The 25,257-nt window shown below is 59.0% G+C and carries 19 protein-coding genes and 1 tRNA gene; 10 read left to right on the top strand and 10 right to left on the bottom strand.

Translation table 11 applies throughout. The features are described 5' to 3' along the window. Positions 1-32: 32 nt before the first annotated feature. Positions 33-108, top strand: a tRNA-Lys gene (locus tag ACTQ1S_RS00995). Positions 109-601: 493 nt separating this feature from the next. On the opposite strand, the gene ACTQ1S_RS01000 is transcribed toward ACTQ1S_RS00995, so the two are convergent. From ACTQ1S_RS01000 to ACTQ1S_RS01010, 3 genes are all read right to left on the bottom strand, one after another. Next, positions 602-2,128 (bottom strand): FAD-dependent oxidoreductase, encoded by a 1,527-nt coding sequence (locus ACTQ1S_RS01000; RefSeq protein ID WP_441546848.1) that lies wholly within the window; start codon positions 2,126-2,128, stop codon positions 602-604. 256 nt (positions 2,129-2,384) lie between these two features. Further along, entirely contained in the window at positions 2,385-3,389 is a 1,005-nt protein-coding gene (locus ACTQ1S_RS01005) for a GGGtGRT protein (RefSeq protein ID WP_154518278.1), read from the bottom strand. An 18-nt stretch (positions 3,390-3,407) separates the two neighbouring features. Continuing rightward, positions 3,408-4,142 carry an iron-sulfur cluster assembly scaffold protein gene (locus ACTQ1S_RS01010; RefSeq protein ID WP_006235554.1) on the bottom strand — a complete coding sequence of 245 codons (735 nt, stop codon included), beginning with the start codon at positions 4,140-4,142 and terminating at the stop codon, positions 3,408-3,410. A 403-nt stretch (positions 4,143-4,545) separates the two neighbouring features. On the opposite strand from ACTQ1S_RS01010, the gene ACTQ1S_RS01015 reads away from it, so the two are divergent. Beyond that, the gene (locus tag ACTQ1S_RS01015) at positions 4,546-5,358 is read left to right on the top strand and encodes a transposase (protein ID WP_441546849.1); all 813 of its coding nucleotides are present in this window, start codon (positions 4,546-4,548) and stop codon (positions 5,356-5,358) included. Between the two features lie 632 nt (positions 5,359-5,990). On the opposite strand, the gene sufU is transcribed toward ACTQ1S_RS01015, so the two are convergent. The 5 genes from sufU to sufC are packed head-to-tail and all read right to left on the bottom strand — an operon-like array spanning position 5,991 to position 11,344. Beyond that, entirely contained in the window at positions 5,991-6,425 is a 435-nt protein-coding gene (sufU, locus tag ACTQ1S_RS01020) for a Fe-S cluster assembly sulfur transfer protein SufU (RefSeq protein WP_427718807.1), read from the bottom strand. Further along, a complete protein-coding gene (locus tag ACTQ1S_RS01025) occupies positions 6,418-7,743 on the bottom strand; it encodes an aminotransferase class V-fold PLP-dependent enzyme (protein ID WP_441546850.1) in 1,326 nt (441 codons plus the stop codon). Before ACTQ1S_RS01025 ends, sufU begins: the two co-directional genes overlap by 8 nt. Continuing rightward, positions 7,740-9,119: a SufB/SufD family protein gene (locus ACTQ1S_RS01030; protein ID WP_441546851.1), complete on the bottom strand. Its 1,380-nt coding sequence runs from the start codon at positions 9,117-9,119 to the stop codon at positions 7,740-7,742. The genes ACTQ1S_RS01025 and ACTQ1S_RS01030 overlap by 4 nt, the downstream gene beginning before the upstream one ends. Continuing rightward, positions 9,119-10,531, bottom strand: a complete 1,413-nt coding sequence (sufB, locus tag ACTQ1S_RS01035; protein WP_154518287.1) for a Fe-S cluster assembly protein SufB — start codon at positions 10,529-10,531, stop codon at positions 9,119-9,121. The genes ACTQ1S_RS01030 and sufB overlap by 1 nt, the downstream gene beginning before the upstream one ends. A 12-nt stretch (positions 10,532-10,543) precedes the next feature. Further along, positions 10,544-11,344 carry a Fe-S cluster assembly ATPase SufC gene (sufC, locus tag ACTQ1S_RS01040; protein WP_441546852.1) on the bottom strand — a complete coding sequence of 267 codons (801 nt, stop codon included), beginning with the start codon at positions 11,342-11,344 and terminating at the stop codon, positions 10,544-10,546. 223 nt (positions 11,345-11,567) lie between these two features. On the opposite strand from sufC, the gene ACTQ1S_RS01045 reads away from it, so the two are divergent. The 3 genes from ACTQ1S_RS01045 (at position 11,568) to ACTQ1S_RS01055 (ending at position 15,804) form a co-directional block, all read left to right on the top strand. Further along, the gene (locus ACTQ1S_RS01045) at positions 11,568-11,999 is read left to right on the top strand and encodes an RrF2 family transcriptional regulator (protein ID WP_441546853.1); all 432 of its coding nucleotides are present in this window, start codon (positions 11,568-11,570) and stop codon (positions 11,997-11,999) included. 138 nt (positions 12,000-12,137) lie between these two features. Beyond that, the gene (locus ACTQ1S_RS01050; protein ID WP_441546854.1) at positions 12,138-13,805 is read left to right on the top strand and encodes a hypothetical protein; all 1,668 of its coding nucleotides are present in this window, start codon (positions 12,138-12,140) and stop codon (positions 13,803-13,805) included. Between the two features lie 202 nt (positions 13,806-14,007). Beyond that, on the top strand, positions 14,008-15,804 hold the full coding sequence (locus tag ACTQ1S_RS01055; RefSeq protein WP_441546855.1) for an AAA family ATPase: 1,797 nt from the start codon (positions 14,008-14,010) through the stop codon (positions 15,802-15,804). Between the two features lie 11 nt (positions 15,805-15,815). Here the strand turns inward: ACTQ1S_RS01055 and ACTQ1S_RS01060 are convergent, their stop codons facing one another. Then, on the bottom strand, positions 15,816-16,835 hold the full coding sequence (locus ACTQ1S_RS01060; protein WP_441546856.1) for a glycosyltransferase: 1,020 nt from the start codon (positions 16,833-16,835) through the stop codon (positions 15,816-15,818). A 155-nt stretch (positions 16,836-16,990) separates the two neighbouring features. Continuing rightward, a complete protein-coding gene (locus ACTQ1S_RS01065; protein WP_441546857.1) occupies positions 16,991-18,136 on the bottom strand; it encodes an acyltransferase family protein in 1,146 nt (381 codons plus the stop codon). Between the two features lie 111 nt (positions 18,137-18,247). Between ACTQ1S_RS01065 and ACTQ1S_RS01070 the strand changes: the two genes are divergently transcribed. The 5 genes from ACTQ1S_RS01070 (at position 18,248) to ACTQ1S_RS01090 (ending at position 25,158) form a co-directional block, all read left to right on the top strand. Next, entirely contained in the window at positions 18,248-19,351 is a 1,104-nt protein-coding gene (locus ACTQ1S_RS01070) for a glycosyltransferase (RefSeq protein ID WP_441546858.1), read from the top strand. A 6-nt stretch (positions 19,352-19,357) separates the two neighbouring features. After that, positions 19,358-20,398, top strand: coding sequence for a glycosyltransferase family 2 protein (locus tag ACTQ1S_RS01075; RefSeq protein ID WP_441546859.1), 1,041 nt, complete (start codon positions 19,358-19,360; stop codon positions 20,396-20,398). Positions 20,399-20,472: 74 nt separating this feature from the next. Beyond that, a complete protein-coding gene (locus ACTQ1S_RS01080; protein ID WP_441546860.1) occupies positions 20,473-21,591 on the top strand; it encodes a glycosyltransferase family 2 protein in 1,119 nt (372 codons plus the stop codon). Positions 21,592-21,603: 12 nt separating this feature from the next. Next, on the top strand, positions 21,604-22,671 hold the full coding sequence (locus ACTQ1S_RS01085) for a glycosyltransferase (RefSeq protein WP_441535732.1): 1,068 nt from the start codon (positions 21,604-21,606) through the stop codon (positions 22,669-22,671). Next, complete coding sequence (locus ACTQ1S_RS01090) at positions 22,672-25,158, top strand: glycosyltransferase (protein WP_441535733.1); 2,487 nt, start codon at positions 22,672-22,674, stop codon at positions 25,156-25,158. Positions 25,159-25,257 lie beyond the last annotated feature (99 nt).

Here is a 25,257-nt window from a genome sequence, read left to right on the forward strand (position 1 = left end):
CTCTAAAGTCCGCTACTACGGACTTTAGCTTTGGGTCGTTAGCTCAGTTGGTAGAGCAGGGGACTCTTAATCCCAAGGTCCAGGGTTCGACCCCCTGACGGCCCACCAAAGCATGTTAAGACGGTCAGCGAAAGTTGGCCGTCTTTTTTGTTGACCTCGCATGGGGTCGAACCCGAAAGGGCGCGGAGCTGAGGAAATGCGTGAGCATTTACCAGCGCAGCGCGCAAGGCGCGAAGCGCCGCAGCGGCCGCCTGCGCAGCAGGCTGACCCCCTGACGGCCCACCAAAGTATGTTAAAGCGACTGGCTTCGGCTAGTCGCTTTTTTGTTAACCATACATGGGGCCGAACCCGAAAGGGCACAGACGCTTTACAAGTCGAGCCTGCCCTGGGGGTCGGTGAATCCGTCTGTGCCCCCTTGAGTTTTTTCTCGTCTGCTTTCACGCGACGTTCGAGCTTCTTTGTATCCTCGGCAGGCGGTAGATTCTCGGGGACAATTCCACGGTCGATGAGGCTGCCACGTACAATGGACCCCGTGCCACCTCGAGCTCACGGGGCCCATAGATATCGATTAGTTGTGTTCTGCTTTAGATGGGTGTCTAGTTTAGTTCGGTCGATAGTGCGATCCGAGGCTTTCGGTCCGTTTGCGCATGGCTTTGACCATTTCCTGCGCTAGTTGAATCTGCGATTGCAGGCGGGCGAGGGCTGCGATTTCGCTGTCATTGACATATGGCTTGCTCAGCATGGTGACCTCGTCTTGCAGGCTTTCAAGCTCTTGCAGCGCCTTGGAGAGGCCTGCTTCGGTGCGGTTGATCATGCAGTAGGTACTCATCGTGTGCTTAAGGCCGCGGGTCAGGCGCTCGGCGTCTGTTGTGGCAATGCCATACTGGGGGAGGGCGACATCCGCCTTTGGGGCCACCTCAGGTGCATTCTGTGCTGCTTGGGCTGCCGAGGCGCCCGCGATGCGCCCAAACACGATGCCGTTGGCGCTTGACAGGCCACCAATGCGATCGGCCCCGTGCATGCCGCCTGTCGCCTCGCCGCAGGCGTAGAGGCCCTCAACGCCCGTGTATGCGGTCTTGTCGATGTTGATGCCGCCATTGGCGGCGTGGGCATACATCGCCACACGCATCTCGTCGGTCGGCGCGATGCCGTGCTCGTCTTGTAGCCAGGTGGCAAAGGTCTGCACAAACTCGGGGACGTCTTCGCGGGGGAAATCGTAGTGGAGCGCCAGACCTTCGGTACCAGCTTGATCGATGGCAAGATCGATGGCGCGGGAGGCCAAGCGCGAGGTGAAGGGACCATATCCGGAGCGTTGCTCAAGTAGATCGTCCAGCTTGTCGTCGGCGATATCGACCGGCTGGTCTACATGTACGTAGCGCCAGGTCTTCTCGTTAAAGACAAGGTTGCGCTTGGGCTCGATGAAGCCCGGCATCATCTGCATGAACTCTATATTAGTGAGCGTTGCGCCGTGTGCCAGCGCGATGGCCTGCGAGGAGCTGAGCACGTCGGCGGAAGTGAGACTGCGCTCGAACAGGCCACCCGTGCCGCCCGCAGCGATGATGGTGGCCTTGGCTGCCATAGGTACGAGATGCTTGTTTGTGCGGTCGTAGAGTACGGCGCCGATAATCTTTCCGGTTGTGTCCTCAACAAGGTCGATAAGCTCGTGGCTGGGGAGCAGGTGAATGCCGAGAGACTTGATCTGGGCCGCACACGCGTCCTCAAGGGGCTTGCGGGTGAGGCCGCGCCAATTGCGTGTCTTATGGTCAAAGCAGGGGATAAATTGCTTTTGCTGGGCGCTCTCGGCGCTTTGCGGACGCTGGAGCTCAACACCTAGATTCTGCTCGAGCCATTGGATGGCCTGGGGAATGCCGTGGACGAACGTCTGGACGAGCGTAGGGTCGGCGACACCGCCGCCGACGGTTTGGATGGTGTCGATGAGGTCCTGTTCGTCGTCTTCGTCGATGGGGCCAATAAGGCCAAGGCCCCAGGTGCCCGGGAAGAAGCTCGATCCGCTCATGGTCTTGCCGGCGCTTGCGACGGCAACGGTCGCGCCCGCGCGCGCCGCTTCTATGGCGGCACAAAGGCCCGCAATGCCAGATCCTATTACCAGTACATCAGTCGATTCCATGGGATTCCTTTCTCGTCCGGCGCATTTTCGCATGGGTGATCGACAATGATGCCGAAAAGACTCGGTAAATCGGTAAAGGGCAAATATGGCAGATGGGCGTTATGGACGCTCTGACGCTCCATCTCATCACATCTCGTATTTCGTCCCAACTGATATATCGGCATTAGCAACCCTGCGGCAGTGCAAACAAAAAGAGCCGCTACCCGGGTGGATAGCGGCTCGAAAGCTCAACTATATGAGCATCGCGCGGGCGCGATTAGGCCTTGAGGGCCTCCTCGACGGCGACAGCGCAGGCGACAGTGGCACCGACCATGGGGTTGTTGCCCATGCCGATGAGACCCATCATGTCGACGTGCGCAGGCACGGAGGAAGAACCGGCGAACTGGGCGTCGGAGTGCATACGGCCCATGGTGTCGGTCATGCCGTAGGAGGCAGGGCCGGCGCCCATGTTGTCCGGGTGCAGGGTACGGCCAGTGCCGCCACCAGAAGCGACGGAGAAGTACTTCTTGCCAGCCTCGATGCGCTCCTTCTTGTAGGTGCCAGCGACGGGGTGCTGGAAGCGCGTGGGGTTGGTGGAGTTACCGGTGATCGAGATGTCGACGTTCTCGTGCCACATGATGGCAACGCCCTCGCGGACGTCGTCGGAGCCGTAGCAGTTAACGGCAGCACGGGGACCATCGGAGTAGGGGATGGTCTCGACGACCTTGAGCTCGCCCGTGTAGTAGTCGAACTGGGTCTTCACGTAGGTGAAGCCGTTGATGCGGGCGATGATCTGGGCGGCGTCCTTGCCCAGACCGTTGAGGATAACGCGCAGCGGCTTCTTGCGAGCCTTGTTGGCGTTCAGAGCCAGGCCGATAGCGCCCTCAGCGGCAGCGAAGGACTCGTGGCCGGCCAGGAAGGCGAAGCACTCGGTGTCGTCGGAGAGCAGCATAGCGCCCAGGTTGCCGTGGCCCAGACCGACCTTGCGGTCCTCGGCGACGGAGCCGGGAACGGTGAAGGCCTGGATGCCCTCGCCGATGATGGCGGCAGCCTCAGAAGCGTTCTTGGCGCCACGCTTGACAGCGAGAGCGCAGCCGAGGGTGTAGGCCCACTCGGCGTTCTGGAAGGCGATGGACTGGGTGTTGTTGACGATCTCACGCGGGTTGAAGCCCTTGTCGGTGCAGATCTGCAGAGCTTCCTCGAGGGAGGCGATGCCGTTGTCGGCGAGGCACTTGTTGATCTTGTCAGCGCGGCGCTCGTAACCTTCGAACGTAACAGTCATAGTTATTTCCCTCCCTTTCTACTCGTGAACCGGGAACACGCTGGCGACGGAGTGAGTCTCCTCGTCGGTGCGCGGGTCGATGTACTTGGCAGCGTTCTCCCACTGACCATAGTGGCCCATGGCGCCAGCGATGGCCTCCTCGGGGGTCTTGCCGGCCTTGACGGCGTCGGTGAACTTGCCGAGGTTCAGGAACTCGAACGCGATGATCTCGTTCTTGTCGTTGAGAGCCATGCGGGTGACGTAGCCCTGAGCGAGCTCGAGGTAACGAGCGCCCTTGGCCTTGGTGCCGAACATGGTGCCGACCTGAGAGCGAAGGCCCTTGCCGAGGTCGTCGAGGGAGGCGCCCACGGGCAGGCCGCCCTCGGAGAACGCGGTCTGGCTGCGACCGTAAACGATCTGCAGGAAGATCTCGCGCATAGCAACGTTGATGGCGTCGCAGACGAGGTCGGTGTTGAGGGCCTCGAGGATGGTCTTGCCGGGAAGGATCTCGGAAGCCATGGCAGCAGAGTGGGTCATGCCCGAGCAGCCGATGGTCTCAACGAGGGCCTCCTCGATGATGCCGTCCTTGACGTTCAGCGTGAGCTTGCAGGCGCCCTGCTGAGGTGCGCACCAACCCACACCGTGCGTAAGACCGGAGATGTCGGAAATCTCCTTAGCCTGGACCCACTTGCCCTCCTCGGGGATGGGTGCGGGGCCGTGGTATGCACCCTTGGCAACGGGGCACATGTTCTCCACTTCCTGTGAGTACTGCATGCCTCTCCTCTCTATCGTGTTGGCGTCCCGTCTGGAGGTCGTGGCTGGTGATTGCCGGGCGACCCTTCGAAAGGGACATGACATGCAGCCCCTATAATACCGCGAAATGCACGGAATATTCGGCGAACGGCGCAGTTTTCGTAACGAGAAGCGCGGAACTTTCAATTGAAACGATTTAACAAGCTTGGTTGCGGTTATGCGATACGTTATAGGGGGTCAGTTCTGGTCAAGTTATTGGTTAGTTCTTGCCCTTGTTGCGGTGTCTAGCCTGTGGTTATGATGCCATTCGCCGTCGGTTTGCCGCCTTTTACCGTCGACGGGTGCCATTTTGCGTGAATGTTTTGATGGCACGTTTCAATCGTGATGTATTGGATGGTAAGCAGGTCCCGGCGAAGGGAGCGCCATGCAGCGTGTTTGGAAAACGATCACCGGTTTTTACCATGTCTGTGCCCGCGGTATGGGCAGTCAGCTGATCTTTGAGAGCGACGAGGACCGGTGGGAGTTTTTGGAGCTGATGCGCGACTGCTGCCGCGATGCCCAGGTAACGATTGTGGCGTGGTGCCTCATGGGCGACCATGTTGATCTGGTACTTTTGGATTATGAGGACAACATGAGTGCAGCCATGCAACGCCTGCTGTTGACGTATGCTCGTCGGTTCAATAAGCGTACTGGGCGATCGGGCTGCCTGTTCCGGGAACGTTTTGAGCGCTGTTCGCTCGATACCGACCGGCAGGTGATGGAGGCTGTTCGCTCCGTTCACGCCGATCCGCAGGATGCGGGCATCAACCTAATTGAGCGGTATCCCTGGAGCAGCTTTGCGGAGCATCTGCGCGTTTACGACGGTGACGAGGCAGATGCTACGAGGGGATTTTCCGATCCTTCTTGCGTGCTTGAGCTTTTTGGTTCTGCCAAGGCCTTTATTGCCTATTCGCTTTCGACGCCCGACGGCGGCGATCCGGCGATGCGCGATTTGGTAGAGATGGAGTTGGAGCGGCGCGTCTTTGCCGATGAGTTGGCGAAGGGATTCGGGGTTGCGCTCCGGGGGGTTAAGGCGGCGCCGCCGGCGCAGCGCAATATCGTTATTCTTGGCTTGCACGATGCTGGTTTTACGGTGCGCCAGATTGAGCGGTATACGGGGATAAGCAAAAGTACCGCTTCTCGTATTGTGCGCGCCCGTGCTCGAACGGCGGTGCGGACTGATGACAGCCTGGGATAGGGCTGTCTGCCCACTGGGACCATCATTCTAAATGCTTGGACGTTAACTACACTTCTAAATATGCATAGAATGATTGCCGTCTTGCATAAAACAATAGCTCAGTCCGGTTTTGCCCGTGCCTACCCCCGTCCACGCCGTGCAAAAAGCGGAGTTTTCAGCATCGTAGTGCTGTCGGAACTACTATAACCTTGCAACTTGCGGGCCCCGAGACAATTATTTGTCTGCCATTACGCCCCGAAGCACGCGTTTGCGTCCCCGTAGACCGTAATGCCTGTTCTAAAACGCAATATACACGCGCCCGAAGGCGCTAATTTATGCTCGTGATTTGTATGCACATAGCTTGGCGTGCTGAATACTCGCAAAAATGCACGCCGCACCCTATGGGACCCGTCTGCGGCAGGCAGGAGGCGAGCCGGAGCCTAGTAGGACGGTGCCTGGCGCTTTGCTCGGCGTGCCCCGTGGCCCTGTGGCAAGCCTTTGGTACTGTGAAAAACGCTTGTGCTTGCGGTTGGCCGTGCGATAAATGAAGATTGGGCGCCGGAAGCGTGGCTGCGCGTGCGCTCGTTATGAAAAAGCCGAGCCGCCCGTATCGGGCGGCTCGGCAATCAAAAACCTTGGATTCGGGGCATCCGTTACTGGTTAGCCTGACCCTCGAGCATGCCGTCGAGGGTGCGCCAGGCGAGCTCGGCGCATTTGACGCGGGCGGGCATGTGTGAGATGTCCTGGAGCTGAGCAGCCTCGTCCAAGTCTTCCAAGTCTTCCTCGGAGAGCTCCTCGCCACGGATCATGGCGAGGAAAAGCCCTGCCAGACGACGAGCCTCCTCGACCGTTTCGCCCGTGATGAGGTCGGCCATGATGTCGGCGCTGGCCTGGCTGATGGCGCAGCCGTGCCCGGTAAACGAGGCCTCCTCGATTACATCGTTCTCGACACGCAGCTGCAGGGTGAGCTCATCGCCGCAGCTGGGGTTGATGCCGTCGTGCTCGTGCGTGGGCGCATCCATCTCGTACTTGTAGTCGGGGTGGGAGTTGTGCTCCATAAACGTGGTGGAGGTGTACAGATTACCCATTGAACGTGCTCCAAACGTGATGCAGGCCGGCGATGAACTTATCGATATCGGCCTTGTCGTTGTAGAAGGCCACGCTGGCGCGGCAGCAGGCAAGGTTCTCGACGCCCAGCCAGGTGAGCAGCGGCTGCGCGCAGTGGTGACCGGCACGGATGCAGACGCCGTCCATGTCCATGATGCTCGCGACGTCGTGAGGGTGGATGCCCTTGACGTTAAAGCTGACGACCCCGTGGTGGTTGTCCCAATAGATGGAGCCGATGATCTGGACAAAGTCGAGCTGCATGAGCTCGCCCATCAGGTAGTGGACGAGTGCCTGCTCGCGGGCCTGGATGTTTTCGTAGCCCACCGTGTTGACCAGGTAATCAAGCGCCGCGCCCGTGGCGAAGATGCCGGCGGCGTCCTGCGTACCGGCCTCGAACTTCTCGGGGACGGGCGCCCAGACGGCGTCCTGCTCGGTGACCGAATCGATCATCTCGCCACCGGTAAGCATGGGCGGTATGGCGTTGAGCAGATCCATCTTGCCCCACAGCACGCCGATGCCCATAGGGCCCATGGCCTTGTGCGCGCTAAAGGCAAAGAAGTCGGCTCCCAGATCGGCCACATCGACCGGCATGTGCGGCAGCGACTGCGCGCCGTCGACGACCAGATAGCCGCCGTACTTGTGCACGAGCTTGCCGAGATTCTTGACCGGGTTCTCGACGCCCAGCACATTAGAGATCTGACCCACGGCCAAGATTTTGGTCTTGGGGCCCACCTTGGATAGAACCTCCTCGGTCGTGAGCTGACCGGTCTTGGTGGGGTAGAGGTAGACGAGCTTGGCGCCGGTCTCGCGGCAGACCTGCTGCCACGGAATCAGGTTGGAATGGTGCTCCATGATAGTGATGACGACCTCGTCACCGGGTTCGAGCACCGTGGGCGCAAAGCTCTTGGCGACCAGGTTGAGCGACTCGCTCGTGTTGCGGGTGAAGACGATCTCATTAGCCTGGGAGGCGCCGATGAGGTCGGCGATCTGCTGGCGCACCTTTGCGATAGCCTCGGTGGCCTCGACGGACAGCGAGTACAGGCCGCGCAGGGGGTTGGCGTTCATGCGCTGGTAGAAGTCACGCTCGGCGTCGAGCACGCAGGCGGGGCGCTGCGCGGTGGCGGCGCTATCGAGGAAGGCGATCTCGGGGTGCTGCTGGAACAGCGGGAACTGCGCCTTGTAGGGATTGATCTCGATGTCTACGGTAGGCCAGCCGCGCGAGGACTCATCGCTGGCGTCGAACTCCATGGGCTCGGGGGCAGTACAGGTATCGCATTTAACGTGCTCGGTGTCGATCATGCGAGCTCCTCCTCAAAGTTATCGATCAGGTTGTTGCCCAGGCGGACGACGGCGGCGCGGGTGCGCTCGTCGGTCGCGGAAAGTGCGGCGTCCTCCAGCTTGGCACGGATGAACAGGTCCTCGGCTGCATTTTGGTCAAGGCCGCGGCAGGCGAGGTAGAACAGCTGCTCGTCGCGGACGTGGCCGATGGTGGCGCCATGGTTGCCGGCGACGTCGTCCTCGTCGCAGAGGATGACGGGAACGGTCTTGTTGTCGACGCCCTTGTTGGCCAACAGCACCGTCTCGCGCTCGGTGCCGACGGCACCCTTGCAGCCGTGCACGAGGTCGATGGTGCCGCGGTAGACCTTCTTGGACGTGCCGGTCAGTACACCGTTGGCATCGATTTCGCACTCGGTCTTGCGGCCGCGGTGACGAAGTTCGTAGTTAAAGTCGCGCACCTGCTGGCGGGCGCCCAGGTAATCGGTATCGATCGTCACCTTGGCGGTGTCGCCCAGCAGGTCGCCGGCAAGGCCGGTGGCGCTGGCGCCAGCACCCAGTACGGTGTGCTGCACGTTGACGCGTGCGCCTTCGTCCAGGAACAGGCCGGTGTCGTCGAGCGCGATCCAGCTGTCGTCGAGCATCTGCGTGCAGGTCACGTTGACGGTGGCGTACTCGTGAGCGCACACACGCAGCACGGAGCCCACGACGCCCTCGCCGGTAACGGGGGAGTCCAGGGCGATCTGCAGGTCGAGCGTTGCCTGCGGGCGGGCGACGACATCGATGGCGGCGATGGCAGCGGCGGCGTCGATGCCGCTCACGCGCACGGTAACCGTGGCACGGCCGTAGGCGGACACGTCGATGACGATGCGCTTGGTGGCATGGTCGGCCAGATAGGTGTAGGCGGCCTCGCCCATGCCGGTCTCGAAGGCCTCGGCGGGGGAGAGCTCCTCCTCGAGCTTGATGGCACCGGCCTGGTAGACAGAGGTGGCGGGCACGTCGAGCTCGGTCTCGGGCGTGATGCGGGCGCGGTCGGCGGCGTCGCCGGGGGCTGAGGCACGGCGCTCGGGGAAGCGCTCGGCCATGGCCTCCATGGCGGTATCGAAGGCGTCGGCCGCACCATGGATCTGCTCGTCCAGGCCTTCGACCTCAATGGCCTCGGCGGGAGCGGCAGCAAGTTCGTCCGAAAGCTCGAGCTTAGTCTGGTTCATCTTGAGCCAGCCCCATGTGGCGGCCGGCATCGCGTTGACGCCCCCGATCTCCTGCAGCACGCCGTCTCGGGGCTCCGACCCTCCTCGCGTACCTTTAGTACGCGTCGTCGGGCTCGTCGCTCCCGATACGTCGCGCTGCAGAAGCTCGGATGACGTAAATGCGTTCGGCGTGTTCGTGGTCTGTTTCATTATCCGATCGCTCCTTCCATCTCGAGCTTGATCAGGTTGTTCATCTCGACGGCGTACTCAAGCGGCAGCTCCTTGGAGACCGGGTTGGCAAAGCCGTTGACGATCATGGTGCGGGCCTCTTCCTCCGAGATGCCGCGGCTCATCAGGTAGAACACCTTGTCGTCGCCGATGCGGCCGATGGTGGCCTCGTGGCCGATGTCGACATTCTTGGCGCGGATGTCCATGGCGGGGATGGTATCGGAGCGGCTCTGGTCGTCGAGCATGAGCGACTGGCAGCTCACGGTTGCCTTGGAGCCCTCGGCCTTGGGCGTGGCCACGATAGAGCTGCGGAAGGTCTGGATACCACCGCTCTTGGAGATGCCCTTGGTCTCGACGGTTGCCGAGGTATCGGGCGCGTTGAGCACGACTTTGCAGCCGGTATCGAGGTTCTGGCCGGCGCCGGCAAAGGTGATACCGGTAAAGCTCGAGCGGGCGCGGCGGCCGTTGAGCACACTCATGGGGTAGAGGTAGCCCACATGGCTGCCGAAGGAGCCGCTGATCCACTCGATGTCGCCGTCCTCATCCACGCGCGCACGCTTGGTGTTGAGGTTATACATGTTCTTGGACCAGTTCTCGATGGTCGAATAGCGCAGGTGCGCGCGCTTGCCCACAAAGAGCTCCACAGCGCCGGCGTGGAGGTTGGCCACGTTGTACTTGGGTGCGGAGCAGCCCTCGATAAAGTGCAGGTCGGCGTCGTCCTCGACGATGATGAGCGTGTGCTCAAACTGGCCGGCGCCCTTGGCGTTGAGGCGGAAGTAGCTCTGCAGCGGAAAATCGAGCTTGGTGCCCTTGGGCACGTAGACAAACGAGCCGCCCGACCATACGGCGCCGTGCAGGGCCGCAAACTTGTGGTCGGTGGGCGGGATGAGCGTCATAAACTTCTCGTGGATGAGCGGCTCCCACCGCGGGTCGTGCAGGGCCTCCTCGATGCCGGAGTAGACGATGCCCATCTTGGACGCCGTGTCCTGCATGTTGTGGTAGACGAGCTCGGAGTCGTACTGCGCGCCGACGCCTGCCAGGTAGCTGCGCTCGGCCTCGGGGATGCCCAGGCGCTCAAAGGTGTTCTTGATGTCGTCGGGCACCGACTCCCAGTCGTGCTTTTGGTCGGTGTTGGGCTTGACGTAGGTGACGATGTTGTCCATGTCCAGGCCCTCGATGGAGGGGCCCCACGTTGGGTCGGGAAAACGGTTGAAGATCTCGAGGGACTTGAGGCGCAGGTCGAGCATCCACTGTGGCTCGTCCTTTTTGGCGCTGATCTCGCGCACGATGTCGGGCGTGATGCCGGCGTCGAGGCGCTCGAATCCCTCCTCGCCATAGGTGAAGTCGTAGAGGCTGCGGTCGATGTCCGCGACCTCGGTGCGGTTCTTGGTCATTGCGTCGCCCCTTTACGCCTGCTGCTCGGCAGCGGCGGCCTCGGCCTGGGCGCGCTGCTCGGCGGCCTCGCGCTCGAAGGTCTCAAAGCCGTTCTTGTCGATCCAGGGGATCAGCGAGGCGTCGTCCTCGCGCACGATGTGGCCCTTGACCATAACGTGGACGCGGTCGACATCCAGGTGCTCCAGGATGCGCGTGTTGTGCGTGATGATGAGCATGGAACCGTTGCAGCTCTTGCGGTAGGCGTCCATGCCGTGGCTGACGGTGGACAGGGCGTCGACATCCAGGCCGGAGTCGGTCTCGTCCAGGATGGCGAGTTTGGGCTGCAGCAGCAGAAGCTGGAGCATCTCGACCTTCTTTTTCTCGCCGCCCGAGAAGCCTACGCCCAGCTCGCGGTTGAGGTAGGCGGTATCCATGTTGAGCTCGGCCGCGAGCGCCTTGACGCGACGGCGGAATTCCTTGCCCTTCATCTCCAGGCCGGGGCGGCCAGCGATGCTGGCGCGCAAAAAGCTCGACAGCGGCACGCCCGGGATCTCGACCGGAGCCTGGAAGCTCAGGAACAGGCCGGCGCGCGAACGCTTGTCGGTGGTGAGCTCGGTGATGTCCTGGCCGTCAAAGACGATGCGGCCGTTCTGCACGGTGTAGACGGGATCGCCCATGACTAAGTGGCCGAGGGTGGACTTGCCGGCGCCGTTGGGTCCCATCAGCACATGGGTCTCGCCGGCGGCGACGTTGAGGTTGACGTTGTGGAGGATGGTCTTCTCGTCCACGGAGGCGGTCAGACCTTCGATGGAAAGCAGCGGATTTGCGCTCATGCTGTCCCTCTCTGTTTATGGTGTACTCATAGGTGTACTAAACCCTAGGAATCTTCTCGGAATAAAGTTACTATGGGTTCGGCGTTAGTCAAGGGAAAACCCGACTAATCCACTCGACTTTTCAGATGTGGGACATAATAGTCGGGATCGTCTGTCCCACACGCTTGGCATCGGGGGCAAACTCTGCTGATGATTTTGTCTCAAGCGCACCGGGAGGGTAGGTATGCTCATTTCTTCTAAGGGCCGCTATGCCCTCCGTTTGATGATTTATATCGCGGCGCTCGGTGACGCCGAGGGCAAAATCGCCCTGCGCGAGATTGCCGATCGTGAGCATATTTCGCAAAAGTATTTGGAGCAGCTGGTCCGTCCGCTTATGAAGGCGGGCCTGCTCAAGAGTGTGCGCGGCAAGGGCGGCGGCTACATGATGGCCGTGGACCCGGCCGAGGTGCGAGCCGGCGATATACTGCGCGCCGTCGAGGGCAGCACGGCGCCCGTCGCATGCGATGGCATCGATAACAACTGCACTCGCAGCGATCTGTGCTCTACTGTGAGATTCTGGCGCGGTCTGGACGACGTGATTGAAAAGTACGTCGACGGCGTGACGTTGGCCGACTTGGCGGCCGTGCCCGAGATTAACTTCGATATCAAGCTGTAACTCGAGCGCAATTCCTCAAGATTTCGCGGAGGGCGTCACCGTTTGTCGAGTTGTTGTTGTACGACATCGGTCTTGCTGCGATACTTACATCTATCTTTGCAAACTGCACTTTAACTACACCAATGCAAGGAGGATCTTATGCAGCCCAAGCATTCTGCGATTGTTGCCGGATTGACGCTGGCTCTTTCGTTTGGCGCCGTTGCCGCGCCCGCGCCCGCTGCTGCGGATGAGCCCACGCCGGGCGTTGCCTCGGATGCCACCGATATCGATAAGGGCCTTTATACCCAGCAGTCTTTCTCGGGCGTGCTGAGGTCGGTCCAAGGCGTCTCGTTTGTCAATGTGACCAGCGAGATGAAGTACTTTACCAAGTATGAGAGCCACGGCAACTATAACCAGGGCTTTTCGTACGGCGACGGCTATAACGCGCTGGGCTATTACCAGTTCGACCGTCGTTGGTCGCTCATTCCGTTTATGAAGCAGGTCTATAACTACAATCCTGCCAAGTACGGCATGCTTAAGTCTGCAATTGACCGCGGGGGCGATATCTCCAACGCAAGCAACCCCATGCATTCGAACGGTCAGCTGACGGATCTGGGCCGCATTGCACAGGAGGCCTTCCAGGGCGCCTATAACGCCGATCCGGCTGAGTTCTCGGCGCTGCAAGATTCATATGCATACAACTCCTATTACGCGGTGACCGAGGCCTGGCTCAAGAGCGCGCTTGGTATTGATATCTCTGGCCGCGCCGATTGCGTCAAGGGTATGGTGTGGAGCATCACCAACATGTGCGGCACCTATGGCTGCCAGGACTTTTTCCGCTGGGCAAATCTTACAAACGATATGACCGACCGTGAATTTGTGACGGCGCTTTCCAGCAGCGTGGTCAATAACGTTGCCCGTAAGTACTCGAGCCAGCCGCAATATCACGAGGGCTGGAAGAACCGTTACAAGAACGAGCTTAAGGATTGCCTGGTCTATATTACCGAGGACGAGGCCGCGGCGACGCCGCCGGTCGAGCCTCAACCTGAGCCTGAGCCCGAGCCCGAGCCTGAGCCCGAGCCCGAGCCCGTGCCCGTGACTCCGGCGCCCGCCGCTCCCGTTGCTCCCTCTGGGTCTAGTGCCGATACCAATGGTGCTGACGAGGATACCGTCGATACTCCTTCGAACGATGCCGGAGCAAGCGATGGAAATGGCGATGTCGCTTCGGCCGGCAGCGCGGGGTCTGCCTCGCCTTCGAATTCCGCAGATGCTGCGGCAGGGTCTGGTTCTTCCGCCGGTGGATCGACTGCCGGTTCGAGCGACTCGTCGACGAATGACAAACCCTCTGCGAGCGAACAGCTTGGCTCCATGTTTGGCTTCTCGCTGATGTCTGGCATCAACAGCGGATCGTCTTCCAAGAAGGATGGATCCGACGAGGGCGCTACGGAACAGACCGAGTACGCTAAGGGCGATTCGAAGGACGAGGGTTCTAAGGGGTCCGATTCCGACAAGGGCACGGAATCAGACGGTGCGGAATCGAAGGATCCCCGCCTTGGTAAGGATGGCAAGCAGGCGGATAACAATGGGTCCAAGGGCCTGGTTGATGATGCCGCCGATCAGAACCAGGGTAAAACCAAGGTTGTGACTGCCTCAGCCACGACGACTCAGTCCTCTAAGGGCAGCATGCCCAAGACGGGTGACTTGATTTTGATGGCGAGCCTTGCCAGCGCGAGCTTGGCCACATTGGGCGCTACGTCTATTGTGAGCGGTAAGCATAAACTTGACCAGCAAAACAAAGACGCTGCGGAGAAAGACGCCCAAAAGTAGGCTCTCAGCGAGCGTTTTGCCTTAGCGATTCAAATAGGGGCCCGATGCGATAGCACCGGACCCCTATTTGTTGCGAATCGTTTTGTTATGCCCCCCTTATGGAGTCATTTCTACCGTTACCCGAATCATTTGTTGAACAATAAAATTGTTATCAAGATGGTCGCTAAAATGGCATCGTTGTTCTAAAAGGGGAGATAAAACGGTGTCTGAACAGGCAATGTATGATATTGATAACACCTTTGACGTGAAGTTGCTCAATCCCGGCGGAAATGCCGTTCTGCCGATTGATATTCATGATTTTGCCGACGCCGCCGATCATTGTGTTTTAGTTGATAAGACCATGTTTATTGCCGATATCTTAGATTGCGAATCGACTGTGGCGCTCTGTTGTCGGCCTCATGGTTTTGGCAAGAGTATGAACCTCTCCATGCTCAAATGTTATCTGGAGCGTCCTGTGCCCGGCTCGTCGAGCGTGAATCTGTTCATCGGTAGCCAAATATGGGACGCAGAAGATGGCATCTATCGTGATGAGTATGCACGCTATCCGGTCATTGCTTTGGATTTTTCCACTTCCTCCTATCGAGGCGCCGATGTCGAGGCCACCATGCGCGATGTCGTCGCTCGTGAGTGCGCTCGTCTGTTGCCGCTGCTGGAAGTTCCCGATTTAGCGCGCGGCGACGTGCGCCATATCGAGCGCGTAGCGCGCGGTGTTGCCGGTTCTGATGAAATCGATTCGGCTCTTGGCGTGTTAATCGAGCTCCTCCGTATGGCATGTGATGAACAGGTTGTGCTGCTGGTTGATGGGTATGACGCGGCGTTTACGAATCATATGCAGGTGCAGGCCGCCTATGGCTCGTGCTTTATCGAGTTGCTTGACCGCCTGCTCTTTGAGGGCATTGTCTCCTCGGTCGATTCTTTGCGGCTGGTTTGCTTGATGGGGGAGCGACCCGGCCCCGCACAGGCGGCATTTGCGCATCGCAACTGCCCGTATTGTTTGGCTTCGCCCTTATCGAGCTGGTGCGATCGTCGGTTTGGTTTTTCGGATGCCGAAAACAGGGCGCTGCTAGATTACACTGGTCAGAGCGACAGACTGGCTTGCGCGCGTGAATGGTTCGAAGGCTACCGGTTTGGCGGGTTCTATTGTTCGAACCCGGCTCGTGTGGTTGAGTTCTTGGCTCGGGGCTGCCTGCCGCCAACGCGCTTTGATGTATGTTGCTATGCCGATTGTCTGAACGAGACTGTGGGCGCCTGGGATTTGAGATGGCTTGCGGCAATGTTTGATTTGCTTAATCCGTATGGCTGTGTTGAGGCGCCGCTGTGCATAGACGCCGTGAAGCCTGATGCCGGGACAGCGGAAGGTATTTGGACCGATTTGTATTTGAGTGGACTCCTGACGACAGATGCGACTGATCGCCAGGCGGACGGCAGTCTGCCCCGCGCCCTGCGCCTTCCCAATAACGAGCTCCGGTATGCGCTGCGTCTTGTGATTGTCGAATGGTTCGAGTGCGCTGCCGAGAGTGCCGAGGCTATCGATGATTTCCAAGAGGGTCTTTGCCGCGGAGACGAGCGTGCAGTTAGGCGAGCTTTGGGCGTAATTATTAATGACTTGGGCGTCAATGGAGACGAGTCGGATTTGCTGCTGGCTTTTCGTTTGGCACTGCAGGGTCTTTGTTTTGGGTTGCCTGGGTATGCCGACCCCGTTACAAAACGAGCGCACGGTTCGGAGCTTGGGGGTTTCCAGGTGTTTCCGACCGTCAATACCTTTGATGCGGCGGATACGCTTGGCATATTGGATAGCCGCCCGCTGATCTCGGTCAGCATGCTGTACGACCCCGATGTCGATGCGTTGGGCCTAGAGCTTCTGTCAGTACAGGCATTGCTCGATATCGAGCGGAGCGGTCTCGACGACATTCGCGTGCCACGTCCTGCCGTGGGCCGCATGCGCTGGGGGTTTGGCTTTGATGGACAACGAGTTGCCGTCGCATGTCAGAGGTTATAGGAGGGCCGGCTTTACTCGGTTTCCTTCATGGGCGGCATGGGCTTCCAGTTGGGGTCGCGCACGATCTTGCGGGCATCCTTCATGCCACGGCGCAGCGCCGGAATGCCGGTCTTAAAGCACTTGTCGACGGCGGCAAGGCGGATAAACTCCTTGCAGAAGGTCGCCACATTGCCCAAACGGAACAAAATGGGGTGGTAATCACCGTAGATTTGCATGTAGCGGGCCAAGTAGCCGCGGTTACGCATGATGTAGTAGCGATTGGTGTCACTGGTGGAATTGAGCTGACGCTTACCGGCGATATCCCAGTTGGAGACGGCGCGGGCGCGCTTGAGCACCACATCGGCGACTACGGCAGCGGGGAAATGCTGGCTGGCGACATAGCCATAGCAGGCATCGTCGCCGTAGATAAAGAAACGAGCGTCGGGCAGGCCGATCTTGTCGACAACGCGGCGTGAGAACAGGCCGCCCTCAAAGCACAACTGGTTCATGGCGCGGTAGCCCTCGGGGCCCAGGTCCCACTTAGCGATGGGGTTGGGGATACCAAGCGAAAGGATGAGCTGGTACTGCCAAAAGAAGGCGCCGCCGTCAAAGTCCAGGCGCGAACCCTGGATAACGTCGTAGCGGTCCGTCCACTTGGCCAGGCGCTCGATGCCCTCCGGGATGACGAGCACGTCGTCGTCCATCACCCAAAACCACTGGGCGCCCAGATCGTAGGCGCACTTGGTGCCGGCGGAGAAGCCGCCCGCACCGCCGCCGTTTTCGAGCTGCGGGGCGTAGATGACACGGTCGGTGCCACCCTGCGCGTCGGGCTGATCGGCGTCGATACCCCACAAGTTGGCGAGGCGCTCGTTAAATGCTGCGCACATGGCCTCGGTCTCGCGCGAATTCTCGTTGTCGACGATCACGATACGCCACGGCGCGGCCGTGAGCTCGGTCATGGAGTCGAACAAGTTGGCCAGAAGTTCCTGGCGCTTGTACGTGACGACGACGATGGCGAGCTTGTCGATGGGGGCGGGGAGGGTAGAAGTCATGGGGAATATATCCTTTCACGCGCGGCGGGCGAGCGCTGCGCGGAAGCTATCGAATACGTCCGTTGGACGGCACCTATTGTAAAGGGTCGCTGCGCCATGTAGGCAAGGTTTGAATAAAACGCAGGAACCTGCCATGGGCATGGTGGCCGCGATACTCAATGGTGATGCGTCGATCGCTGCTTGAGACTACGGGCGATAAGGCTTCTAGCTGCATCGATGATGAGAAGCGTCAGCGCAAAGAAAATGCTGATGGCCGTGCCGGTAACGATGCATATGGCTGCCGGGTTGTTTGTGCTGACCAGTATGTTTGCAAGCGTCGTGTTGAAGATTGGACGCCAAAGGCTGCTGGTGAGCGACTGCATCACATAGAAGCCGAGTGTGGCGGCCGATAGGGTGACGATGATACCTGCAGTCCGCGGATTGCCTAAGGAGCTGCGTCGGGTTGCCGCAAAGAGCAGGGAGGCGGCGGCGAGGGCAAACGAGATCAACGAGGTCGACTTATAGGAAAGCATTGCCATTGCCGACAGATTACCGGTTGCGGAGAGTGCGGCTTCCAGGGCGATCGTGATGATCAAAACTGCTGCAAGCAATCGTTTGGCGACGGTGCGCGCTTTGCGCGGAGTTGTCGTCCCGGTATAGTCGCGGAGCAGCCCTCCCATCAAAAAGGCGACGACGTAGGTGACGGCGCTCATGATCTTCTGCAGCCAAGAAAACTCAGCGCTGCTTGCCGAGTATTGCGTCGCCAGATGGCCATTGACAATAAAAACGAGGACGCCGACGGCGACAACTGCTGCTGTGTGGCTTTTCTTACCGAGTCGGTTTTTAGCCAGTCCAAACAACGGCGCCATAAAGACCGTGGCGGCATAGACCCAGATAAACTCAAGGCCTAGCATGTACCAATAGTGCGTGTGAAAGGAGACGCCGGGAATGGGGGAGACGGCTGTGGACCATGCGAGTGCCGCGAGGCAATAAAAAGCGGTGGGCAAGATGACCTTGCTAAGGCGCTGCGTTGTCCGCTGTAGTTGCGACGTCCATGTGGCCCCGTCACTCCAGGCGCGAGCCGCCGAGGCAATGAGAAAGTAACCCGAGATCATAAAGAAGACCTCATTGGCCCAGCAGCCAAGCAGGTTGATGAACCCCAAGATACCTGAATAAGGTAAGACCGTGAGTGGCGCGTATTCCGGCAAGCCGACGCAGACGGCTTGGAAGGTCCACTGAAACGTGTGGAATACCGCGATGCCGGCGATCGCGATTAAGCGCAGAGCTTCGATGGGTATGTTGCGTGCGGCTTTGGGCTGCATGACATCCTTTCGTATCGGTTTCCTTCTGCGAGCTCCATAGATTATATAAACGACCGCGGGCGGGACGACCCTTTGATACCATTAACGGCAGGTATTTCCTAAGGAGCACATTTGTCTACTAATTCCTCTGGCAGCCCCGTCCTGTCGCTGCTTATTCCCATCTACAACGTTGAGCGCTACCTGCGCGAGTGCCTCGATTCCGCTGTGGCGCAGACGCTCAAGGACATTGAGATCATTTGCATCAACGACGGCTCTAGCGATAGCTCGCCGGATATCATCCACGAGTACATGGAGCGTGATACGCGTGTGAAGATGATTGATAAGGCCAACAGTGGCTACGGCGACTCGATGAACCGCGGGCTCGATATGGCGCGCGGCAAGTACGTGGGCATTCTAGAGTCCGATGACTTTATGGCACCCGATGCGCTGGAGAAGCTGGTCTTGGCAGCCGAGAGCAGTAACGCCGACTTTGCGAAGGCGAATTTTGACTTCTACTGGTCTAAGCCCGAGGAGCGCCGCTCGCTGCACGAGATGTTTAAGGCAAGGGACTGTGACAAGCCGGTGCATCCGAGCGACACGACGCAGTTCTTTAAGCAAAAGCCGTCGATTTGGTCGGCCGTGTACCGTCGCGATTTTCTTGAGCGCAACGGCATCAAGTTCTTGCCGACTCCGGGGGCATCCTTTCAGGACACGTCGTTTGCCTTTAAGGTGATCGCGTGTGCCGATAAGGCTATTTACCTGCATGATGCCGTGCTGTCGTATCGCCAGGACAACGAGAATTCCTCGGTTAATTCTTCAGCCAAGGTCTTTTGCGTCAATACCGAGTATGCCGAGATCGAGCGTTGGATTCGAGAGGATTATGCTCGCGACCACGCAAGTGATGACGTCACCCGCATGCTCAAGTTCAATCAGCTCATTAAGTACGATTCGTACATGTGGAACTACGTGCGCCTGGCGCCCAAATTCTATAAGGAGTTCCTGGTTCAGATGGCCAAGGAATTTCAGGCGGCCTTGGACGCGGGGGATTTTTCGCTTGACGACCTCAAGCCGTGGAAGCGCGCGAATCTTGCTGCCATCCTCAAAGATCCTGAGGGCTGGGTTGACGAGCATCCGAGTTTTGCGACGGATGGTGCCTTGGGGCGTGCCAAGTACTACGCATCGGTTGGAGGCCCTGGCGTGGTCGCCGCCTTTCTCATCGAATCGCTGAGGGGGTAGATCGGCATGGGAGAGGCCACGAGCCCCAAAGCGACTATTGTCGTTCCCGTATACAACTCGGCGCGCTCGATTCGGCGATGCCTCGACTCGCTGTTGGCACAGTCCGAGCGCTCGATTCAGGTTGTCTGCGTCAACGACGGTTCGACTGATGATTCGTTGAACGTTTTGCGCCAGATTGCGCAGGCCGACGACCGTGTGCTTGTGATTGACCAGGAAAACGCGGGCGTCTCGTACGCTCGTAATGCCGGTATCGATGCCGCCGAGGGCGAGGTCATCTTCTTTGTGGACGCCGACGATTACATCGACGCCCAAACGGTGGAGCGCGTGCTGCAGGCCATGAAGTCGTCGGATGCCGAGGTCGCCGTATTCGGTGGTGTCTGCGAGCCGTCCGACGCCGCACCCAAACGCGTCCAGCAACTCATGAGCCCCAAAGTGGGCACTTTTGGCGCTCGTGATCCCCAGCTGCTGTTCCACGCAAACGCACAGCCCTATGCGTGCCGCGCGGCTTTTTCGCGCGAACTGCTCAATCGCGAAGGCATACGCTTTGCCCCCGGCTTGGCCTTGGGCGAGGATGTCGTATTCCAATTTGCGGCTTATGCGCTTGCCCGCAAGACCGTTGTTATGCCGGACAGGTTCTACCACTACGTGATGGAGAGCAAATCGGCGACGCACGAGTTCAACAGCGCCGAGGCTCGTGCCAAAAAGCTTGACGCCCACATGCGGATGCTCGAGGAGGTCTTGGAGGACTGGGCGGCCTACGGTCTTTTGGACTTGTGCCCCGGCGAGCTGATAACTTGGTTTTTGGACCTCATTGTGTTCGACCTGGCACGCTTGGATGCCGATGACTTCCATCGCGTGGCGGCTCGCGTCAACATGGACCTCACGACGTTTTTGGGAACGGAGTGGGCGGATATGCCTGCTCAGGGCGCCGTTCGCCGTGTTGCCCATAAGCTCGTAGCGGCGACCTCGGGCGTTTCGATGGCAGATGCCACGCTGTTCTATCTTTCGACCCGCGGTCTTAAGGCCTGCCTGGAACGCTTTATCTAATTCCAAGCGCTGCCGCCCGCCGCAACTCGGCTGCTAAAATAACCCTGTTACACGCTATTCAACAGGAGGTTCTCTTGCAGAACTCTGATACCCCTAAAGTTTCGCTGCTTGTTCCCATCTGCAATGTTGAGCGCTACCTGCGCGAGTGCCTCGATTCCGCCGTGGCGCAGACGCTCAAGGACATTGAGATCATCTGCATCAACGACGGCTCTACTGATAGCTCGCCAGATATCATCCGCGAGTACATGGAGCGCGACCCCCGTGTAAAGATGATCGACAAGGCCAACAGCGGCTACGGCGACTCGATGAATCGCGGCCTGGAGATGGCACGCGGCGAGTACGTGGGCATCCTTGAGTCCGACGACTTTATGTTTGAGGATTCGCTCCAAAAGCTGGTCGCCAAGGCCGATGCTGAGCATGCCGATGTCGTTAAGGGCGACTTTTACTTGTACTGGTCTGCGCCCAGCGAGCGCCGTGAGCTGTTTGGGATTATCGACGAGCATATGACGGGCGCCGCGTATCGCCCCGTCGATCGCCCGGGCATCTTCTACCGCAAGCCTTCCATTTGGTCTGCCATCTATCGGCGCGAGTTCCTCAACGACAATCAGATTCGGTTTCTTCCCACGCCGGGCGCCTCGTATCAGGACGCAGGCTTTAACTTTAAGGTTTGGGCATGCGCCGAGCGTGCCGCGTTTATTGCGGACCCCATTTTGTGCTATCGCCAAGACAACGAGAAGAGCTCTGTTAATTCGCCCAACAAGGTATTTTGCGTGCGCGACGAATATGCCGAGATGCAGCGCTTTTTGGATGAACGCCCCGAGCTTAAGGCTCGGCTTCAGGGCATTTTAATGCGCATGAAGGTCGATACGTACCGTTGGAATGATGAGCGCCTGGTTGATGAGTTGCGCGAGCAGTTTTGGGAGAAGGCTTCACCTGAGCTCAAGGCCGATTGGGATGCCGGTCGCTTTGACCTGTCGCTCTTCGATCCGCGTGGCGAGACCGACTTGCGCCTGATGATCAAGTCGCCCCGTGCTTATATCGATTCGCGTTTTGATTTTAAGAAGCCGGGCAAGCTCAATACGTTTAAGCATTATTTTAAGATTGGCGGCCTGCCGCTGGTCTGGCGCGTGCTGACGTATCAGCGCGCCTATGGCGATAACCCGCATCCCGATGACGTGCCGGCGGCACAGTAGGAGCGCGTGATTATGGTTACCCCTAAGATTTCCGTTGTCGTTCCCATCTACAAGGTGGAGGATTGTCTGGCATGGTGCCTGGACTCCCTGCTCGCGCAGGATATGCCCGATTGGGAAGGTGTGCTGGTTAACGATGGCTCGCCTGATGGGTCGCGCGACATCGCCGCTGCCTATTGCGAAAAGGATACGCGCTTTAAGCTTGTCGATAAGCCCAACGGTGGTCTGTCGAGTGCACGTAATGCAGGCATCGCTGCGTCCACGGCGCCTATCGTCGCGTTTTTGGATTCCGACGACCGCTTTACGTCCGATGCATGCCGTGTGATCGTCGATGCCTTTGAGCGCGAGGACTGCGACGTTTTGACCTTTGGCGCGAACCCGTATCCCTTGGAGGCGGGGTATCCGTGGCTTAACTATGTGCTGAGTCCACGCGACGTTTCGTTTGAGGGCTATAGCTCCGACCTGCTGTTTAAGGAAGCGTCTCGCCCCTTTGCATGGCGCACCGCCTGCAAGCGCGCTTTTTTGCTGGGTAGCGGGATCGTGTTTGATGAAACCGTTAAGTATGGCGAGGATCAGGTCTTCGATTTTGCCGTCTATGGTCGTTCGCGCAAGACTGCGCTTATCTCGAACAAGCTGTACGACTACCGCGTGGCGCGCAAGGGTTCGCTCATGGACACCATGCGCTACGACGACGAGACACGTCTGCTGGAGCACGTGAAGATTTACTCCGCGGTGCTGGCTGACTGGCGGCGCCACGGTCTCGATGCCCAGCATGCCGATGACCTGGCGTACTTTCTATGCGATCTGGTGCTGTACGATGCGCTCAGGCTGTTGGGTACGGACTGCGGCAAGGTGTTTGCTGCCGTTGCCACGGCGCTTGCCGGTTCTGCCGTGGGCAGCGATGCTGCGCTCGCACAATGCGCTCCTTCTGTTGCCGCTATGGTGCGTGCGGCGCTTGTCGGTAAGGCTCCTGCTGCTCGTTCGCGCAAAAAACTCATGTTCGATTACGACGTCTTGAGGTTTGGGCGCCTGGGCGCGTGCAAGCGCATGGCTGCGAACGCTCTGGGAAAGCGAGAAGTGTAGATGAGTATCAAGCGTTTGGCGCTTTGCCGCAGTCAGGGTCGTCTGTTTGTCCTGCTTCGCTTTGTCGGCCAGGATATCGCGGGGCTTATTGAGCAGGAGGGTTCCCAGGCCTTTGCTCGCGCGACGACCAATCGCGCTTGCGTGCCGTCTTTGGCACTGCCGGTCGATCATGGCCGCGTGCTTGCACTTTGTCCCTCCGTTGCCGATTATGAGCGCGAACTCGTCGTTTTGGTGCTTCCGTTTATGGACGGCTCTACAATTGATGTCTCATTTGCGCCCGGCGGCAAAAGGCTGGGCTCCATTCGCCTTGATAGTCGTATTGCCAAGCTTGAATCTAAGATTAACTACAAGGCTAAGCCTGCGATGTGCGCGCTTATCCGCGATGCGCAGCGCGGCGAGTGCTGCGGTCGCTACGAGATTGATGCCGTTCGTTATTTACCGGCAGATGAGGGCGCCGTCTGGCGCTATGAGGTCAAGTGGGCGGGAGATCCCCAGCGCGTCCCTGGGCTCCAGATCTTCGATACGCACATGAATGCGATTGATGCTACCGTGCATGTGTTTGAGTCGCAGGTCGACGTGCCGCAGCAGAACGGATGCCGCGTCAATAAAACGTATCTGAGCGTTGAGATACCTCAGGATATACGAGATTTTGTCGCGATTGCGAGCGATCCCACAGAGCAGATCCAGAGCGGGTTTTGTGCCATGGATGGTCGTCTGTACAACGGCATGGTCGACGATAGCTGGAACCGCATGAAGGATGCACGCGCGGACGACGCTGCTTATCGACGTTGGTTCGAGCAGCATCGCGCGAAGCTGGGCGACCTGGCGTGTCAGTGCGTTGCAGCGGCGGCATTCGCCTACAGGCCGCTCGTGAGCGTTGTGGTGCCGTGCTATAAGACCGATCGGGTCTATCTGCGCGAGCTGCTGGACTCTGTGCTATCCCAGAGCTATGACAACTGGGAATTGCTGCTTATGGACGCCTCGCCCGAATGGGGCGCGGTGTCCAATCTTGCGGCCGTCGCCAATGACAAGCGGATTCGTTGTGTTGAGCTGCCGGGAAACGGCGGAATTGTGCTCAACACCAACGCTGGCATTCAACAAGCGTCGGGCGACTATATCGCATTTTTGGACCACGATGACATCTTGGAGCCGGATGCGTTGTTCCACTATGTCGCCGCGTTGAACAAAGCGGCAGAGGGAGAGCGTCCGCAGGTCCTGTTCTGTGACGAGGACATGTTCCAGAAAACGGGGGAGTGGGGTCAGCCAGTCTTTAAGACGCAGCTCAACGTCGACCTTCTCTATAGCCATAACTGCGTGACGCATTTTCTGATGGTGGAGAAGGCGCTTATCGATCGCATTGGCATGTCGCCGGAAGACGTTGCGGGCGCCCAGGATTATGATCTGACGCTTCGCTGCCTTGCATCGGGCGCACGCTTTGGGCATATTGCCCACGTGCTGTATCACTGGCGCGTGCATCCCGGTTCTACCGCCGATGGCTCTGCAGATAGCAAGCCGTATGCCATCGAGGCCGGACGCCTTGCGCTGCAACGTCACTTTGACTCGCTGGACGTTCACGGAACGGCGGATGAGACTGAGACGCCGTTTGTCTACCGCATGCGCTATGCGCTGCCGGAGCCTGCACCGCTGGTAAGTATTGTGATTCCCACCAAGGACCACGTCGAGACGCTCGACGCCTGTGTGATGTCGATCGCCCAGAAGGCCACGTATACCAACTACGAGATCGTCTTGGTGGAGAACAACAGCGAAGATCCGGAGACGTTTTCGTATTACGAAACCCTTCCGGAGCGCGTGGTCGCAGTATCTGAAGGCAAAGGTAGCGCACGCGTTGCGTACTGGCCGGGCGAGTTTAATTATTCGCAAATCATCAACTTTGGCGTTGAGCATGCCAAGGGCGACTACCTGCTGCTGCTGAACAACGATACCGAGGTCATAAGCCCGGACTTTATCGAAGAGATGATGGGCTATCTGCAGCGTCCCGATGCGGGCGTGGTGGGCGCCAAGCTCTATTTTGCCGATCATCTGGTGCAACATGCTGGCGTATTGGTTGGCGTGCGTGGCGCACTTGCCCATGCCAATCAGGATTTCTCGGCAAAGTGCGAGGGCTATCTTGCCCGCGCCGTACGTCCGGGTAACTTTAGCGCCGTAACAGGTGCCTGCCAGATGGTCCGACGCGACGTATTTGAGCAGGTCGGAGGCTACAACGAGGAATTCGCAGTCGGCTTTAACGATGCGGACTTTTGCCTGCGTGTGTGGGAGGCGGGCTACCGTACCATCTTTACACCCTATGCCGAGCTGTGCCACTACGAGTTCACCTCGCGCGGCAGGGAAGAGGCCAACGAGGAAAAGCTGCACCGTTGGAAACGCGAACAGGCCCTGTTCATGCAGCGCTGGCCGGAGTTCTTTTTGACGGGCGATCCGTGGTTGGGGCCGAATTTATCCGCTGAGAGCGAGTATTTCTCGTATTAAGGCAATGGTTTTTAGGAAGTCCTTAACTTTCTTTCGCTATGAGCTTGGAAGAAAGCAACATTGGACTACTTATTTAAGACAAATTACGAAAGGTCGATA

This window comes from Collinsella sp. LCP21S3_D3, from assembly GCF_052118305.1.
Classification (GTDB): Bacteria; Actinomycetota; Coriobacteriia; order Coriobacteriales; family Coriobacteriaceae; genus Collinsella.

Bases quoted from the DNA above. Each gene is read 5' to 3' on its own strand.
- ACTQ1S_RS01060 (WP_441546856.1), bottom strand. From the start codon at position 16,835: ATGACTTCTACCCTCCCCGCCCCCATCGACAAGCTCGCCATCGTCGTC.
- ACTQ1S_RS01075 (WP_441546859.1), top strand. From the start codon at position 19,358: ATGGGAGAGGCCACGAGCCCCAAAGCGACTATTGTCGTTCCCGTATAC.
- sufU (WP_427718807.1), bottom strand. From the start codon at position 6,425: ATGGGTAATCTGTACACCTCCACCACGTTTATGGAGCACAACTCCCAC.
- ACTQ1S_RS01030 (WP_441546851.1), bottom strand. From the start codon at position 9,119: ATGAAACAGACCACGAACACGCCGAACGCATTTACGTCATCCGAGCTT.
- sufC (WP_441546852.1), bottom strand. From the start codon at position 11,344: ATGAGCGCAAATCCGCTGCTTTCCATCGAAGGTCTGACCGCCTCCGTG.
- ACTQ1S_RS01065 (WP_441546857.1), bottom strand. From the start codon at position 18,136: ATGCAGCCCAAAGCCGCACGCAACATACCCATCGAAGCTCTGCGCTTA.
- ACTQ1S_RS01050 (WP_441546854.1), top strand. From the start codon at position 12,138: ATGCAGCCCAAGCATTCTGCGATTGTTGCCGGATTGACGCTGGCTCTT.
- ACTQ1S_RS01015 (WP_441546849.1), top strand. From the start codon at position 4,546: ATGCAGCGTGTTTGGAAAACGATCACCGGTTTTTACCATGTCTGTGCC.
- ACTQ1S_RS01010 (WP_006235554.1), bottom strand. From the start codon at position 4,142: ATGCAGTACTCACAGGAAGTGGAGAACATGTGCCCCGTTGCCAAGGGT.
- ACTQ1S_RS01045 (WP_441546853.1), top strand. From the start codon at position 11,568: ATGCTCATTTCTTCTAAGGGCCGCTATGCCCTCCGTTTGATGATTTAT.
- ACTQ1S_RS01005 (WP_154518278.1), bottom strand. From the start codon at position 3,389: ATGACTGTTACGTTCGAAGGTTACGAGCGCCGCGCTGACAAGATCAAC.
- ACTQ1S_RS01085 (WP_441535732.1), top strand. From the start codon at position 21,604: ATGGTTACCCCTAAGATTTCCGTTGTCGTTCCCATCTACAAGGTGGAG.
- ACTQ1S_RS01090 (WP_441535733.1), top strand. From the start codon at position 22,672: ATGAGTATCAAGCGTTTGGCGCTTTGCCGCAGTCAGGGTCGTCTGTTT.
- ACTQ1S_RS01025 (WP_441546850.1), bottom strand. From the start codon at position 7,743: ATGATCGACACCGAGCACGTTAAATGCGATACCTGTACTGCCCCCGAG.
- ACTQ1S_RS01000 (WP_441546848.1), bottom strand. From the start codon at position 2,128: ATGGAATCGACTGATGTACTGGTAATAGGATCTGGCATTGCGGGCCTT.
- sufB (WP_154518287.1), bottom strand. From the start codon at position 10,531: ATGACCAAGAACCGCACCGAGGTCGCGGACATCGACCGCAGCCTCTAC.